The 15,633-nt window shown below is 52.5% G+C and carries 16 protein-coding genes; 7 read left to right on the top strand and 9 right to left on the bottom strand.

The window, feature by feature from the left end; all coding sequences use genetic code 11:
• Nucleotides 1-14: 14 nt before the first annotated feature.
• From cydB to EPA93_RS23780, 3 genes are read right to left on the bottom strand one after another with little or no spacing between them, the layout of a single operon-like run.
• Nucleotides 15-1,034 carry a cytochrome d ubiquinol oxidase subunit II gene (cydB, locus tag EPA93_RS23790; RefSeq protein ID WP_129889895.1) on the bottom strand — a complete coding sequence of 340 codons (1,020 nt, stop codon included), beginning with the start codon at nt 1,032-1,034 and terminating at the stop codon, nt 15-17.
• A gap of 31 nt (nt 1,035-1,065) precedes the next feature.
• Complete coding sequence (locus EPA93_RS23785) at nt 1,066-2,331, bottom strand: cytochrome ubiquinol oxidase subunit I (RefSeq protein ID WP_129889894.1); 1,266 nt, start codon at nt 2,329-2,331, stop codon at nt 1,066-1,068.
• A 3-nt stretch (nt 2,332-2,334) separates the two neighbouring features.
• A complete protein-coding gene (locus EPA93_RS23780) occupies nt 2,335-3,018 on the bottom strand; it encodes a PadR family transcriptional regulator (RefSeq protein ID WP_129889893.1) in 684 nt (227 codons plus the stop codon).
• A gap of 247 nt (nt 3,019-3,265) precedes the next feature.
• Here EPA93_RS23780 and EPA93_RS23775 point away from each other — a divergent pair, with 247 nt between their 5' ends.
• From EPA93_RS23775 to EPA93_RS23760, 4 genes are all read left to right on the top strand, one after another.
• A complete protein-coding gene (locus tag EPA93_RS23775) occupies nt 3,266-4,108 on the top strand; it encodes a DeoR/GlpR family DNA-binding transcription regulator (protein WP_129889892.1) in 843 nt (280 codons plus the stop codon).
• Between the two features lie 220 nt (nt 4,109-4,328).
• The gene (gene rhaI, locus EPA93_RS23770) at nt 4,329-5,549 is read left to right on the top strand and encodes an L-rhamnose isomerase (protein WP_129889891.1); all 1,221 of its coding nucleotides are present in this window, start codon (nt 4,329-4,331) and stop codon (nt 5,547-5,549) included.
• Entirely contained in the window at nt 5,543-7,030 is a 1,488-nt protein-coding gene (locus EPA93_RS23765) for a rhamnulokinase (protein WP_207229642.1), read from the top strand. Before rhaI ends, EPA93_RS23765 begins: the two co-directional genes overlap by 7 nt.
• A gap of 102 nt (nt 7,031-7,132) precedes the next feature.
• The gene (locus EPA93_RS23760; protein ID WP_129889890.1) at nt 7,133-8,158 is read left to right on the top strand and encodes a Gfo/Idh/MocA family protein; all 1,026 of its coding nucleotides are present in this window, start codon (nt 7,133-7,135) and stop codon (nt 8,156-8,158) included.
• Between the two features lie 18 nt (nt 8,159-8,176).
• Here the strand turns inward: EPA93_RS23760 and EPA93_RS23755 are convergent, their stop codons facing one another.
• Nucleotides 8,177-9,076 (bottom strand): IclR family transcriptional regulator, encoded by a 900-nt coding sequence (locus tag EPA93_RS23755; RefSeq protein WP_129889889.1) that lies wholly within the window; start codon nt 9,074-9,076, stop codon nt 8,177-8,179.
• A 131-nt stretch (nt 9,077-9,207) separates the two neighbouring features.
• Nucleotides 9,208-9,783 (bottom strand): TetR/AcrR family transcriptional regulator, encoded by a 576-nt coding sequence (locus tag EPA93_RS23750; protein WP_129889888.1) that lies wholly within the window; start codon nt 9,781-9,783, stop codon nt 9,208-9,210.
• A gap of 226 nt (nt 9,784-10,009) precedes the next feature.
• On the opposite strand from EPA93_RS23750, the gene EPA93_RS23745 reads away from it, so the two are divergent.
• Entirely contained in the window at nt 10,010-10,978 is a 969-nt protein-coding gene (locus tag EPA93_RS23745; protein WP_165423350.1) for a zinc-binding dehydrogenase, read from the top strand.
• A gap of 164 nt (nt 10,979-11,142) precedes the next feature.
• Nucleotides 11,143-11,340: a hypothetical protein gene (locus tag EPA93_RS23740; protein ID WP_129889886.1), complete on the top strand. Its 198-nt coding sequence runs from the start codon at nt 11,143-11,145 to the stop codon at nt 11,338-11,340.
• A 16-nt stretch (nt 11,341-11,356) separates the two neighbouring features.
• Here the strand turns inward: EPA93_RS23740 and EPA93_RS23735 are convergent, their stop codons facing one another.
• From EPA93_RS23735 to EPA93_RS23725, 3 genes are all read right to left on the bottom strand, one after another.
• Nucleotides 11,357-12,022 carry a methionine ABC transporter permease gene (locus EPA93_RS23735; protein WP_129889885.1) on the bottom strand — a complete coding sequence of 222 codons (666 nt, stop codon included), beginning with the start codon at nt 12,020-12,022 and terminating at the stop codon, nt 11,357-11,359.
• The gene (locus EPA93_RS23730; RefSeq protein WP_129889884.1) at nt 12,019-12,999 is read right to left on the bottom strand and encodes a methionine ABC transporter ATP-binding protein; all 981 of its coding nucleotides are present in this window, start codon (nt 12,997-12,999) and stop codon (nt 12,019-12,021) included. The genes EPA93_RS23735 and EPA93_RS23730 overlap by 4 nt, the downstream gene beginning before the upstream one ends.
• A 106-nt stretch (nt 13,000-13,105) precedes the next feature.
• The gene (locus tag EPA93_RS23725; protein WP_129889883.1) at nt 13,106-13,948 is read right to left on the bottom strand and encodes a MetQ/NlpA family ABC transporter substrate-binding protein; all 843 of its coding nucleotides are present in this window, start codon (nt 13,946-13,948) and stop codon (nt 13,106-13,108) included.
• 557 nt (nt 13,949-14,505) lie between these two features.
• On the opposite strand from EPA93_RS23725, the gene EPA93_RS23720 reads away from it, so the two are divergent.
• A complete protein-coding gene (locus tag EPA93_RS23720) occupies nt 14,506-14,961 on the top strand; it encodes a nitroreductase family deazaflavin-dependent oxidoreductase (protein ID WP_129889882.1) in 456 nt (151 codons plus the stop codon).
• A gap of 78 nt (nt 14,962-15,039) precedes the next feature.
• Here EPA93_RS23720 and EPA93_RS23715 read toward each other — a convergent pair whose 3' ends face one another.
• Nucleotides 15,040-15,591, bottom strand: coding sequence for a CGNR zinc finger domain-containing protein (locus tag EPA93_RS23715; protein WP_129889881.1), 552 nt, complete (start codon nt 15,589-15,591; stop codon nt 15,040-15,042).
• Nucleotides 15,592-15,633 lie beyond the last annotated feature (42 nt).

Genomic DNA, 15,633 nt, shown 5'->3' with positions numbered 1-15,633 from the left:
TCCTCCTTGAGGGCTTAGAAGTGGAGCGGGCTCTGTTCATTCAGTCGCTTGCGAAAAAGCCAGTGGCAGAAGGACTGATAGCCGATTACTATAGGTAATACAACAAGTCCACACCAACTCAGGATGACCAGGCTACTAGAAGATGCACCTGTATTCTCAATCGTCAGATTCCAGGCAGCTTGCAAGCTGGAAGGGAGTACTGTTGGGAAAAGGCTCAGCCCGAGGGCCAGTGCCGCGAAGGCCATCGCCAAGCTGGTGAGCATAAGGGCCTGCATCCATTGCTGACGCCGCAGTGAGAAACCGGCGAGAAGGAGGGCTAGCAAAACCAGCAGGCCAAATGGGGCGATCCAGGGTGTTACCAACAGATGTTGTAGTGCTATTGAGGAGATGCTCCCGACTATAGCTAGAAGCACGATCAACAGGACGACCGGTAGCCAAAGCATACGGGCGGCTCGGCTTATGCGTTGGGTGACAGATGCATCGAGGCGCACGCTAAGGAAAAGCGCGCCATGCAGCGCAAAGAGCGCCACAAAAGTAAGGCCCCAGATCAGCGCTAGTGGAGAGAAGAGTTGCCAGAACGTCCCTGTATAGTGTCTATGAGCATCGAGTGGTAAACCCTGGAAGACTGCGGCCGCGATAACACCCCAGATCAGGCCTGGCAAGAGACTCCCACCAAAGATGATCCAGTCCCAGAAGGCGCGCCAGCGTGGGCTTCTGTGATGATTGCGAAATTCGATCCCGGCTCCTCGCAGCATCAACGAGATTAAGAGCGCCACAATGAGCAGATAGAAACTGCTCAAGAAGGTGCCGTACCAGGCTGGAAATGCCGCAAATATTGCCCCTATAGCCGCCACTAACCAGGTTTCATTGCCGAGCCAGAATGGACCCATGGCATTTAAGAACAGACGGCGCTCGCGGTCATCCCTGCTGAGAAAGGGCAGGAGAATGCCAAGGCCATAGTCGTACCCCTCAAGGATAAAGTAGCCTGTGAAGAGCGCGCCTATGAGGATATACCAGAGTACATGCAGATCCATACGTTTCCTCTTTCCTGCATCCTTGTTGAGGTTAATATGCAATAAATGCGCTATCCTGAGCCTGCTCTAGCTGGGCATCCTGCTCAGTGCTATCCCCTATGCCGCGTCGTGCATAGCGCATGAGGAGCAGACCATCGATAGCCGAGAGCGCGACATAAACTATTGTGAAGGCCGTCAGCGAGATGACAATAGTCGAGAAATTCAGAGCTGGAGAAAGCGCGTCAGTGGTTTTAAGCACGCCTTGAATAACCCAGGGTTGCCTTCCCATCTCGCGCAGGAGCCAACCGCTAATATTGGCCAGATAGGGCAAAACAATCAAAGGTAGTAAAAGACGTAAAAACCAGCGCTGGCGCAGTATTGCGTTTTTGATCAGTAGTAGGCATCCAAGCAGAGCGATCAGGCCCAGGAAGAGACCAATGCTGACCATGATGTAAAATCCACCCTCGACTACGGGAATGAATGGAATATAATTGCCCGGCCCATATTGCTGAACGTAATGAGCCTGTAGAGTGGGGATGGCACTCATTTTGCCAAACATTGCTGCCTGCTTCATGGGCTGAACCTCGCCTACATGATCGATCTGAAACTTGCCTACCAGAATGATTCCAATGCAACCAATCAATCCGGCAAGCAGGCCCAGGCGTAAAGAGGATAGGAAGACCTCTCGTCCTTTTGAGCGCTTGAGTAGATGCCAGGCGCTAATACTCGTGACGAAGAAGGCTCCGGTAATCAGGCCACCAGAGATCACATGGCCAAGCGCGATTAGAAAATTAGGATTGCTTAACAAGGCCGAGACATTAGTGAGCACCAGCACACCCTTCTGGATTTCATATCCCACTGGCTGCTGCATAAAGTCGTTGGCAATGAGAATCAATATTGCTGAGGAGTAGACACCCAGCGCCGTAAGCCAGATGAAGGAAAGATGCATTTTCTTGGAGACGATATTCCAGCTTGCCAGCCACATGCCAAAGAAGGTGGCATCCAGAAAGAATGCTAGAACTGTCTCGATTGCCAGAGGGATGCCGAAAATGTTGCCGACCACATCGGAGAAGACCGACCAGCTCATACCGAATTGAAATTCTTGCAGCAGGCCGGTAAGGAAGCCCAGCGCATAGTTAATGATATATAGCTGGCCCCAGAACCGGGCCATATGTTTGTAGTTCTCGTTGCCACTGTATACGTAGATAGTCTCCATCAGTGCCACCAAAAGCACCAGGCCCAGGGTCAAGGGAACAAAGAGAAAGTGATACACCAGGGTCAAGCCGGATTGCCAGCGAGCCAATAACAAGGTATCCATATGTTACTCCTGTGTTTTATCTTGAGCCTCTACCTGCTTTTCCCTGGCTTGCGTGATAGCTCGCTCAAACCAGGCCAGCTCAGCAGAGAGCATGTGAAGGCGGTAATCAATCAATTGGAGAATAAAGGGAAGCTCAGCCTCGCGGATCTCTTTTCTCCTTTGCATATGTGCACGCATCCGCTGATAGAATAGCTGTAGCGCTTGTTGCGATTTATGGTAGCCCTGTAGAATGAGTAGGCGCTGCTCTGGAGTAAGGTATTCGAACTTTGTTAGCTGCACCGCAAACAGGTCGGGATGGTAACTGTGACTCTGGGGCTGTTGCATCAGTGTAAAGAAACGCTCACGCCCGGCCGGAGTAATGGCGTATATGCGGCGTGGCTGGCCGCGCTCATGGGTAGGAAAATCCGTGGCCCGCTTCTCAACGCTGGCCGTGATCAGTCCCTCGCGTTCTAGGCGGCGGAATAGAGGGTAGAGCGTTCCCCAGCTTAGTTGCTGATGAGGCCCAATAATGCGATTAAGGATCTCATTGAGTTTATAACCGTAGGTGGGGCTAGACATCAATTCGCCAAGGACAAACAATTCGTAAATGGGATTAGAGCGTCGCGTCTCAGACGACGAAGCCTGGCGCCCAGCCTCTGCGGGCTCTTGCCCTGGAAACGGTTCATTTGGATCTATCTGCGGTGACATCTCTCACTCCTTTACTATCGATACGATATAATTATAACGAATCGTTAATAAAAAGACAAGGTTCACCGGCAAGAAATCTTCAAGGTGCTCTTAACTTCAATTTTGCTGCTAAATCCTGCTTACCTCTTTACCCAGGTCATCCACAATCCTCAAAAGCGTGTGCATCACATAGCCATGAAAAAGGTAAGTTCCATATTGACAAAGATTGGCCAGTATGTTACAAGACAATGAAAGATAACGAAACAATATGAAATTAGTGAGAGATAAAGCTATGCGTATTGATGAGGCCAAAGTTTCATTGGCGGGGGAGTCGTCAACGGGTACGGCGCTCTTTACCCAGGAGCGGAGGCAACAAATTGCTCATCTTTTGATTGAGCAGCAACGTGTCACTGTGCCAGAGCTGAGCCAGCTTTTCTCAGTCTCTGAAGTGACGATTCGTAAGGACCTGGCGTGGTTAGAGTCGCATAAGCTTGCCGTACGCACGCATGGAGGCGCGGTCCTGGCGACGCCAAATACTTCCGAAATGGGCTTTGATGTACGTGAGCGCATCCTGCATGATGAGAAGGAGCGCATCGGAGAAGTAGCGGCGAGCTATGTGCAGAATGGCGAGACAATTGCCCTGGATGCTAGCACAACCGGGCTGGCCATGGCCGGTTATCTAAAAGACAAGCGAGAATTGACAGTCGTCACCAACGGTCTGCGTACCGGGATGAGCTTAATTAATACGCCGGGCATCTCGGTCCTGATTCCTGGCGGTATGTTGCGACAGGAAGCCTTCTCGCTGGTTGGCAATTGGGGCAAGTCTGTTCTGCAGCAGATCCATATTAGCAAGGCTTTTGTGGGAGCCTGGGGCTTGTCCTATCCGGAGGGCCTGACAGATGTCAACGGCGAAGAAGTAGAGTTAAAGCGTGCCCTGGTGGAGACGGCAAGAGAGGTCATTGCCCTTGTAGATCATAGCAAGTGGGGCCTTGTGGCTTTTGCTACTTTTTGTCAGCTTGAGAGCCTCAAGTTGATTATCACTGATGAGAAAGCGCCTCCCGCAATGGTTGAACAGATACGGCGCAAGGGTATCGAAGTGCGGATTGTGTAAGGCTTGTATGCCTCGCCCAAAAACTCTGGGTCAAGGCCGGGATCGTTGCCATACTACAAAAGGTCGCAGGATCGTGGAGGAACGCTAACCCTTTTCCTCTCTTTGGGGCTGTCCTTCCCGATCCAGCCTGCTTGACGTCGTACCGACGTGGAGCTTTGACAACTTTCCCGGGACCAACAGATCTATTAGTTGTCTGGTAGAGAAGGAGCTGGTATTTCCTATGAACGATTCTGCATACGCTCTTTTTGTGCAGCAGCAGACTGACCGCGGTATCGACCTTGAGCAGGTAAAAACGCGCCTGAAAGCCTTGAAGATCGAAACTCCCTCCTGGGGATATGGCGATTCGGGCACGCGCTTCAAAGTATTTCAGCAAGTCGGCGTACCGCGCAATCCCTTTGAGAAATTTGAGGATGCGGCCCAGGTTCACCGCGTGACGGGTATATGTCCATCGGTAGCGATTCATATTCCCTGGGATAAAGTAGAGGATTACAAGCAACTGCAACAGCACGCTGCTAGCCTGGGATTGACTATTGGGGCCATCAATCCCAATCTTTTTCAGGATGACGACTATATTTTTGGCAGCCTTTGCAATTCCAATCAGGCCATTCGTAAAAAAGCCACAGAACATATGTTGGAGTGCGTTGCCGTCGCGCGCGAGACCTCTTCCTCGCTGCTGAGCCTCTGGCTGGCGGATGGCACGAATTATCCCGGCCAGGCCAGCATTCGCCAGCGCAAACACTGGCTGCTAGAGGCCCTGAACGAGGTCTATCAAGCTCTTGAGCCCCAGATGCGCTTGCTTATCGAATATAAATTCTTTGAGCCCGCCTTCTATCATACGGATCTTGGCGATTGGGGCATGGCCTATAACACTGCCCTTAAGCTTGGCAAACAGGCCCAGGTTCTTGTGGATACAGGCCATCATGCTCAGGGAACCAATGTCGAGCAGATCGTGGCCTATCTGCTTGATGAGCAGTGCCTGGGTGGCTTCCACTTCAATAGCCGCAAGTATGCAGATGACGATCTCATCGTAGGGGCGATCAATCCCTACGAGCTGTTTCTTATCTTCTACCAGATTTTAGATGCCCTGAGTGACGCTGAGGCCGGCGTACGGCAGACCGCCGAAAACATTGCCTATATGATCGATCAGAGCCATTGTATTGAGCCGAAGATCCCTGCCATGATTCGCTCGGTGCTCAATGTGCAGACACAGTACGCCAAGGCGCTCTTGATTAATCTGGCTGAAGTGCGCGCAGCCCAGGAAAAGCAGGATGTGCTGGCCGCCGAAAATGCGGTAAGAACTGCCTTTGAGCTCGATGTTACGCCCCTGTTACAGGTGGTGCGCGAAGAGATGGGCGTCCCTGTCGATCCAATGGCGGCCTATCTGGCCAGCGGCTATGCTGAGAAAATTCGGGCCCGTGGAAAGGGTGGTGCGAGTTGGTAAGCACCCTGGCTTTTGATCTGGGTGCGAGTAGTGGGCGCGCTGTGCTGGGTAGATATGATGGCACGAAGCTGACCATCACAGAGATGCATCGTTTCCCTAACGATCCCGTGCGCATCCATCAGCACATGTATTGGGATGTGCTGCGCTTGCTGCATGAGATAAAACAGGGCCTCATTGCTACCCGCCTGCAGGGTCAGCGGGATATCCAGAGCATCGGTATCGATACCTGGGGCGTCGATTTTGGCTTGCTGGGTATGCACGGTGAACTGCTCAGCAACCCTTATCATTATCGCGACGATCATACGCTGGGTATCAAAGCTGAGGTGTGCCGGCTGATCTCGCAAGAGGAGCTCTTCACGCGCACCGGGATTCAGTTCTTGCAGTTTAATACTATTTTCCAACTCTATGCCCTCAAAAAGGCTGCTTCTCCGCTGCTCGATAGAGCCGAGAATTTGCTGATGATGCCCGAACTGCTCAGATATTTCCTGACCGGCGAGCGCCTGAGCGAGTGGAGCATCGTCTCCACGACCCAGCTTGGCAGCCCTTATACGCGTACATGGGATAGGGAGCTTATCACTAAGCTTAACCTGCCTGCCCACCTTTTTCTTGAGCCCATGGCGCCCGGCACACGCGCTGGCACGTTGTTGCCTGCGCTTTGTACGGAAGTAGGGATGGAAGCCATACCGGTGATTGCCGTAGCCGAACACGATACGGCCTCGGCTGTGGCTGCGGTGCCAGCCCTGGAAGAAGATTTTGCCTATATGAGCTGTGGAACCTGGTCATTGCTGGGAACGGAGATCTCCGAGCCGATTATCAATGCGCAGGCCTTGCAGGAGAATGTTACCAACGAGGGTGGCGTCAATGGAACTATACGCTTGCTCAAAAATGTGACCGGGCTCTGGCTCATTCAGGAGTGCCGACGCGCCTGGAAGAATGCAGGCAGGCAGCTTCCCTATACGCAGGAAATACAGTTGATCGAGCAGGCGCAGCCCTTTCGATCCTTTATTGATCCTGACCATCCAATGTTTGTCAATCCGCTCGATATGCCCGGCCAGATCCAATACTATTGTCGCCAAACAGGCCAGCCTGTTCCTACCAATGAGGGGGAAATATTGCGCTGTATCGTGGAAAGCCTTGCCTTGCGCTACAGTTTTGTGCTAGAAAGCATAGAGAAGCTGGTACATAAGCGTTTCACCAGGTTGCATATCGTAGGTGGTGGGGCGCAGCATAGCGCCTTATGCCAGTTTACCGCGAATGCCCTCGCACGTCCTGTATGGGCAGGTCCCCGAGAAGCAACAGCTATAGGCAATGTGCTTGTGCAATATATCGCGCTTGGCAAGATGCAAGATCTGCGCCAGGCCCGGCGTGTAGTTCATGACTCTTTTCCTATAGTCGAATATGAACCTGTCAATACTGATAGCTGGGAACAAGCCTGCGAGAAGTGCTACCGAATTACCCGGCGTTACACCGCACTCTATTAGTGTAGCGCGAGCTTCAGGGATAGGCCCAGAACCTATCCCTTAATCTATAAATTGGAGTGCATAAATGTACTATTTGTTTGTAAGTAAGGCAGGGAGGTCAGTGTGACGATTCGTATTATTCAGGCAGGTTTAGGCGGCTGGGGAAGAAATTGGGCAAGCAATGTAGTTCCCAAAAATAAGCACTTTGAGGCCGTAGCATATGTGGATAGCGATGCATCTATGTTGCAACTGGCTCAAAAAGATGGAGGAGTAGCGCCAGAGCGCTGCTTTACCACCTTAGAGGAGGCTTTTTCCGCGTATGAAGCTGATGCAGTGCTGATTACGGCCAGCCTACCGGCCCACGTTCCCCTTGCGCTAACCGCGCTTAATGCTGGCAAGCATGTCTTATTAGAGAAGCCATTTGCGCCCACTATTGCGGAGGCCCGGCAAGTCGTAAAGACGGCCGCGGAGCGCAATCGTGTCTTGATCATCAGCCAGAACTATCGTTTCCATCCTGCGGTACTGGCCGTAAGCGAATTGCTGCGCAGCGGCGAGCTTGGTCGCCTGGGCGCTGTAAATATTGATTTTCGTCGTTATGATAATACTGCCCCTGATAGTCATATTCACTATAAAATATGGGAGCCATTACTGGCAGATATGTCAATCCATCATTTTGATCTTATGTGCGTACTCCTGGGAGCTAAACCGCGCGAAGTTGCCTGTCAGAGCTGGAATACGCCTTGGAGTAAGTATATTGAGCCAGCAACGGCGACGGCGACAATTAGCTTTGAAAATGGGGCTGTGGTTAGCTATCGGGGCAGCTGGACAAGCACTGGACCCCAGACCAGCTGGGCTGGCGAGTGGCATATGGAGTGTGAGAAGGGCGAGATTATCTGGACGAGTCGCGACGATGATGTGCCTGATAGTGTAACAGTACACCTCATGGGCGAGCAGGCGCGCAAGCTGACCTTACCGGAGGTGCCTCTTATCGATCGCCATGGGAGCCTCGAAGCATTCGCCCAGGCTGTTAACACCGGCAAGATTTCCGCACCGGCTTGCTCTGGAGAGGAGAACTTAAAGACCCTGGCTTTGATGTTTGCGGCGATTGAGGCTGCCAGACAGCATGGGCCGGTTGCGCTAGCTCAATAGGGACACGAAAGCTCAGCTTTAGACTTTTTGGCCCAGGGCGTGCGAGATATTGTCGGCCTCGGCACGCAGGCGCGGACCACAGGCTTGCAAGGCTTCTTCACCAAAGCGTGAGGCAAAGCCAACGATCCAGAGCAGCGCTATCAGTGTGTTATCAGGACCATAGATAGGCGCAGCTACTGCGTTGACGCCGGTCAGGTATTCTTCATGATCTATACCGAAGCCGGCGTGCTCTGTCTCTGCCACCGTGGCCAGAAATTGCTCAGGATCGCTGATGGCGTGGGGAGTAAAGCGCGGAAGTGGGTGCTTCTGTAAAAAGGCCCGGCGTTGATCCGCTGATTTGTTTGCCAGCATAACGCGTCCAAGGGCTCCAGCCAGCAACGGTACGCGCATCCCTCGGGGTGCGGCGATATGCAGGGCCAGCGACTCGCTCTCGCCTCTCAAGGATTCAAGGATGCGTACGCCCTTTGGCTCAACACGCCCTAGAATAACCGTTTCTGCACTCTCGGCGGCCAGGCGCTGCATAGCAGGCAAGGCGAAGTGGCGTAGGCCCGCACCACGCACATAGGTCTGTACGAGCTCATAGAGGCGTGGGCCGGGAATATAGCGGCGCTCCTCCGACTGTTCGATGACGCGGCTGTTCTCCAAAGTTTTGAGCAAGCCGTGCAGGCTGCCTTTGCTCATGTCCAGGGCGCGGGCCAGGTCCGAAAGCGTCAGGCCTTCCTCGGACAAACTGAGCACATCCAAGAGGCGGAAGGCCCGCTCCACCATAGGCGCGGGTGTAGTTTCGGCTTGTTCTTTATGCCGAATAATTCGTTCTGTCATATGAACAGTATAACTAAAGGCGAAAGATCTTGTCAACTGTGGCAAAGGCCACGAATGGAGCGCTAGCCAGGTTTTGCGCCTGGCAAGACGTTGCATCCTACTGACGCTTTTAGACGCATATCAATCTGGAGCGCCGGTCAAGTAATGAAAAGAAGAATGAACAAAGTAAAAAAGCATATACATTCAACAAGAGGAAGAAAGCACTCCGAAGTTCTAGTGAACAGGAATCATTGCCAGGTGCTCGCTTCCTTGAAGAGTGAAGATGCAAGGAGAGAGCAGCGCTGGGCCATTTCTTCGGGAGGATAAGGTCTTTCCTGTGCAAGCCACCAGGTGATGGCATCAACATACAACCCGGACAGAAGCGTTGGCACAAACCCTTCTTCAAACGCCCGATTCCCTTTGCCTTTTTGGGCATGGACGTGCTCTTTGGTCATGTCAGCCAGAGATGTACGCATCTTCGTCACCAACCAGAAACTCCCCTTCCCCCCAAGGAGTGCGCGGTAGAGTCGATCGTATTCAGCAAGATGCGCAAAAAGCTTCACCCAATGTCCCTGGAGTTGTGCTGGGCCAGCAGAGCCAATGGCCATCATCAATGGCTGCATGGCCTCCTCAAAGATCTGTTCGACCAGATCATACTTATCCTGATAATTGCGATAGAACGCTGCTCGACTCACCATCGCACGTTGGGTCAACTCTCCGATGGTCAGCGCATCGAAACCCCGCTCCTCAATCAACTCGACTAACGCTTCCCGTAGCAGCTTCTGCGTGCGTCTGACACGTACATTTCGCATTTCTTGAGACATGTTGCGATCCTTGTCTCCTTTGGGACACATCTCTCTGATTGTGCTTGTTTCTCTCGACAGGCCAGACTACACTTGCGAGAAGACAGCCCTGGCTCTTTGAGCCAGTATGTCTCAACGTGAAAACTTTGTCAACATGCAGTCATCCTTTCAGAAGAGGGAGAGACGAACAGCATGGGATGGGTTGTTTCCATTCAGGACTTCCATATCCTTCTTGAGGAGATACTTTATGCGTATTGTACAAGCTCACCAATTTGGCCCACCAGAGGTGTTACAAGTGGTGGAGAAAGAAGATCCACACGCCGAACCTGATCAGGTCGTGATCGAGGTACAAATTGCGGGAGTAGCCTTTGGCGATACCATCGTGCGCAAAGGTCTCTATCCTACTCCACTTCCCTTTGAACCAGGACGAGAGGTAGGGGGGCGGATCACGCATGTTGGACGGGATGGCGACCAGTCCCTGATTGGGAAACTTGCCGTGGCAAATATCAATGCGGGAGGCTACGCGGAGCGCGTTGCGGCTTCGAGGCGCAATATCTTTCTCATTCCACCTGCGTTATCCGTTGAACAGGCGGTGAGCGTCTTCCGCGCGGGACAAACCGCTCTTGCTCTCCTGGAGGCGATGCATATTCAACCAGGTGACACGGTGCTGATCCTGGCCGCAGCCGGGAGCATTGGATCTTTGATGATCCAATTGGTCAAGAGAGCTGGAATCTCGATGGTGATCGGAGCCGCACGAGGAAAAGAAAAGCTTGCGATGGTCTCTCGGTTGAGGGCTGATGTGGCTATCGACTACAGTGAGAATGACTGGGCCGAGCAGGTGCGAACCGTGACTGGTGGGAAAGGTGCCGATGTCGTGTTGGATGCTGTGGGAGGAACCATTGGGCGCCAGGCTTTCGAGACTCTGGCTCCTGGTCGCGGTCGGATCGGAATCTATGGCTTTGCTTCTGGGACCTGGACGCAGATTGAGACCCGCGAGTTGGCGAGGCGAGGTCTTACCGTGATTGGCCCTTTGGGCATCGCACTTACCAGGACAGAACAGGAGTGGCGCGCCTTCGCCGAGTCCGCGTTGGCGGAAGCGGCAGCCGGGCGACTCGTTCCCGTGATTGGACAGACCTATCCACTGGAACAAGCGGCTTTGGCCCATGCAGCTCTCGAAGCTCGTCAGACAACGGGCAATGTCCTGCTCATTCCTTGAGCAACATATCCTCAAACTCGCTCATCATGCGAGTCTGAGGATGAAGAAAGCTGGAGAAAAAGAGCATTTCTTGGTGAGCAAGCGAGGAGTGATCGCGCCATCCCCGGTGGAACTCGAATCACTACAGTTTCACATCATTCATGACCAGAGAGATCAGCGCTGATTTGGAACAACAAGGAGCATGTTTAAAAGAACTCCATATCGATCGAGCCTGTTTAAGCAGCCAGTGGCCGGGACGGCGGGCGCGCTATCGCGGCATTCGCAAGGATCTCTTCGATCTCCGCCGCTGTGGCGTCGCCCATACCCTTCATGTTCTGGCTCGCTCTCAGCCGCTTCAAGCTGATCTTCAGATCCCCGCGTGATTACTTGACTGGTGCTCTACGCGTGCCTCGCCAGCCTGCGCGCGGCCAGGTTGCCCAGGAATTGAATGCCCTGCACCATGATAATGAGTAGAACAACCGTAACAATCATTACATCGGTCTCAAAGAGCTGGTAGCCATAGCGAATGGCCAGATCGCCCAGGCCGCCGGCGCCAACCGCCCCGGCCACGGCCGAGTAGCTCAGGAGACTGATAATTGTAATCGTAATCCCGAGAATCAGAGAGGGCAGCGCTTCAGGGATCAGCACTTTAGTGATAATTTGCCAGAGCGTGCAGCCCATCGCGCTTGCCGCTTCAACCACTCCCTTGTCGACTTCGCGTAAGGAGGTTTCCGCAACCCTGCCGAAGAAAGGAATGGCCGCTACAGTCAAAGGCACAATTGCCGCAACCGTGCCAATCGTCGTCCCCACTACCAGGCGCGTAAACGGCATAATTGCGACAAGCAGAATAATAAAGGGAAGCGAGCGACCAATATTTACAATGACGCCGAGCACCTGGTGTAGCGCGGGCATGTGCCGCAAGCCATCCTCATCGGTAATCACCAGCAACACGCCGAGCGGCAAGCCAATCAGGGCCGTTAAAAGTGTCGAGATCCCAACCATCAGCAAGGTTTGTAGGGTAGCCTGCCAGAGATCTGGCAGCAAGGTACTCCAGTCAGTTGTCATCTAGTCACCTCTACGCGCAGCCCTAGCTTTCTTATATAGGCCAGCGCCTCTTCAATCTGGCTGCCGATGAGCTCGGCCTGTAGCTGGCCGATGCGCTGCTCTCCGATGGTTTCGATGCTCCCTCCCAGAATATTGACATCTAGCTCAAACTTGCGCACCAGCGTCGTAAAAACCGGCTCATTGGCCGAATCGCCGGCGAAGATAATGGTAGCCAGCGTAGCGCCAGGGTGAAGTTGGGGATTGCGTATCCGGGGAAAGAGGGCCTGCGATAAGCGCGAATCTGGTCGTAGGGCAAGCTCATTCACGCGCCCTTGTTCAACGATTTGTCCGGCCTCAAGAATGGCTACGCTTGAACAGATCTGTCTAACCACACTCATCTCGTGCGTAATCAGCAGGATAGTCAGCCCCATACGACGATTGAGATCGCGCAAGAGCTCTAAAATGGCGTAAGTCGTTTGGGGATCAAGCGCGGATGTTGCCTCGTCTGAGAGCAGGACGTCGGGGGAACCGGCTAAGGCGCGGGCGATGCCCACGCGCTGTTTCTGGCCGCCGGAAAGCTGGGCAGGATAAGCCTCGAATTTACTTTCCAGGCCAACCAGCTCTAGTAGTTCTTTCACACGAGACTGGCGCGCGGATTTGCTAAGTCCTTTCACTTCGAGCGGAAAGGCCACATTTTCCGCTACCGTGCGCGATTTAAGTAAGTTAAAGTGCTGGAAGATCATTCCCATACGCTGGCGAGCCTGGCGTAAGGGGGGCCCGGAGAGAGAAGTTATCACCTGATCGCCAACGGTAATCTCTCCAGAAGTTGGCAGTTCCAGAAGATTGACGCAGCGAATCAAGGTGCTCTTTCCCGCTCCGCTCTGGCCCAGAACACCGAAGATCTCGCCGCGTGGGATCTCAAGGCTGACATTATCAAGAGCCTTGACCGCCTTGTCTCCCTGGCCATATATCTTGCACAAATTGGTGATTGTGATCATTATCTATCTTTATACCTGCCAAAAATCGGCCTCCTTCGCCAGGCCACAACTATGAAACGCTGACGGAAGGAGGCGCTAAGCGCAGGAATTGCTCCCGCTTGAGTATTTAGAAAGCTGGAATTACTGAGCCCTGATATTTCTCCTCGATAAATTTCTTCACCTCGGGCGAAGTCAGCAATTGAGCCAGCTTTTTCACAGCCGGATCGTTCTCATGCCCTTTGAGCACGGTTAGCACATTGGCGTAGGGATTGTTCTGTCCCGCTTCAAGGGCAAGGGCATCTTTGCTGGGCTTGAGTCCCACGGTAAGGGCGTAGTTGCCGTTAATGACCGAGAGCGTGGTGTCCTCCAACGAGCGGGGAAGCTGGGCCGCCTCTAGCTCTTTGATCTGCAGATTCTTGGGATTGCTGGCGATATCGTGAACTGTGGCCTCGACCTTAGTACTTTCTTTGAGCTGGATCAGGCCGTTAGCCGCCAGCAAGTGCAGGGCGCGTCCGCCGTTGGTCGGATCGTTAGGGATGGCAACGACGGCATTATTCGCAACATCCTTCAAGGAAGTGATCTTTTTGGAATAGATGCCAAGGGGCTCGATGTGCACCTTGGTCACTGCTACCATGTCGATGTTATGCTCTTTGCCAAATTCCTGCATATAGGGCACGTGCTGGAAGAAGTTGGCATCGATCTGCCCATCTTTAAGAGCCATATTGGGCTGAACATAGTCGTTAAAGACCACGATCTGTAAATCTAGACCCGCTTTTGTCGCGAGATTATCTTTGATATATTTGAGTATTTCGGCATGTGGAACTGGCGAAGCTCCTACTTTAATGGTCAAGGGGCCATTAGAGTTGGCCGAGGCGCTGCCCGTAGTGTTGCTCTGGCTGCCTCCGCAAGCCGCAAATACAACTGTGAGCAGAGCAAGGACAAGCGTAAGTTTTAATTTGCTTAAGTGCATGGGTCATAATCCTTCAAATAGCCGGCCTGATGTTTTGGAACAGGCAGCATGATACAATAATTGCTTTAATATCTGGATAACAGGCAGCGCATAGGCCGGATCATGTGCATCTTTCAGGGAAATGTGGACAATGACGACTACTAGCTGCCAGGTAGTTTTGCAGATGTTTAGCGCTGGGGAGGACAACAACACATCATGTGTTTGTTCATCATAAGAGAGGACATGTGATACATTGAATAATGCCGATGTATGCGATATTGATGGGTACCCACTTGCGATAAGCCTCCACGAGTGCTGAGTGAGATCTTACAAAAATTGGCATCCGTCACTTTCTTCTTTACAATGACGGCTGCTTCTAAATAATATCATAACAATCCTTATCTACTTTGTCAACATTATAATCAAGCTTTTAAATGTGCCTCTTGCCTGTTTCTGTCCCTCTTCTCTAGCGACCATGAGTTGAAATGAGGCAAAGAAAGCTGTCCCAAGCAGGAACTTTTGACCTTCTTTATTTATGATGACGCTAGCATCTTGTTTTTAAAGAAGGAAAAGAAACTATGGCAAAAACGTATCGTGCACCCTGGTATGTCCGCCTGGCAAATGTTATGATGACAACTCAGCTGCGTGCCGGCTTTAAAGTTAAAGGCTTCAAAACATATAGCTTATACTTACTCACAGTTCGTGGGCGCAAAAGCGGGCAGTCACGTTCGATTCCACTTGCGCTTCATGAATACAATGGGCAGCGCTATGTAGCTGCTAGTGGAGTAACCGATTGGGTGCTCAATCTGCGTGCAGCTGGAGGCGTAGAGGTTCTCACGCGTGAGCGCCATTCAGAAACGGTTATCGCGCGCGAGTTGACTCCCCAGGAGGCTGCACCCATTCTACAGGAGGAGATCAAGGATGGCCGTCACCCCTTTGCTAGCCAATATGGCGTTACGGCAAACTCTTCGCTAGAGGAGTTTGAACAATCGCTAGTTGGTCGCCCTATGTTTCTATTGCAAAGCGTTGGCTAATGCTCTTTGCGCATAGGCGGGGCGTTACTTATTCTCTTAGGAGAATAGGCGAACTTGTAGTACATGCTGACAGAGCTTTCATTCCTCTACATGGCGCGCCCGAAAGGCCGCCACATTATAGCGGTTCGCACAGCGCTCTGAGCAGAATCGCCGCGAGCGATTGCGCGATGTGTCGAGAAAAGCATCGCGGCAGGGTGCAGCAGCACATATGCGCAGTCGCTCTTTCCCGTAGTGCGAAAGGCCAAAGCTAAGTCCCAGCGCAGCCTCGATTTCTACCCGCCGTTGAATTGATATATCCGTGGGAAGCATGAGCTCCAGGCTATACTTGTGGTCAGGACCTGCCGCAAGCCGAGGCGTGACCTGACTATGGGCGAATAGTTCGTTGAGTATTTGGGCTGCGTGCTCTTCAGCTACAGCTTCATAAACCGCACGTAGCTTGCTCCGTAGCCTGTATATTTCCTCAAGTTCGCTTTGTCCTATGGGCTGTTCGGGACGTATTCCCCGTTCTAGCAGAAAGCTATGCAGATCCTCGGGAATCGGGAGGTGCTCCGGCTCTGCGAGAAACGTATCATAGCTATTGACAAGATCTTCGGCCAGCTGTAATCGCTTCTCCTGTAATCCTCTATTCACTGTTGACTCCTTACATAGTGATGTGGTAATGTAAGTGTTGTA

It is taken from the genome of Ktedonosporobacter rubrisoli, assembly GCF_004208415.1.
Lineage (GTDB): Bacteria > Chloroflexota > Ktedonobacteria > Ktedonobacterales > Ktedonobacteraceae > Ktedonosporobacter > Ktedonosporobacter rubrisoli.
Note: the sequence above shows the minus strand (reverse complement) of the source record. Positions and strands in the feature narration are given on the sequence as shown.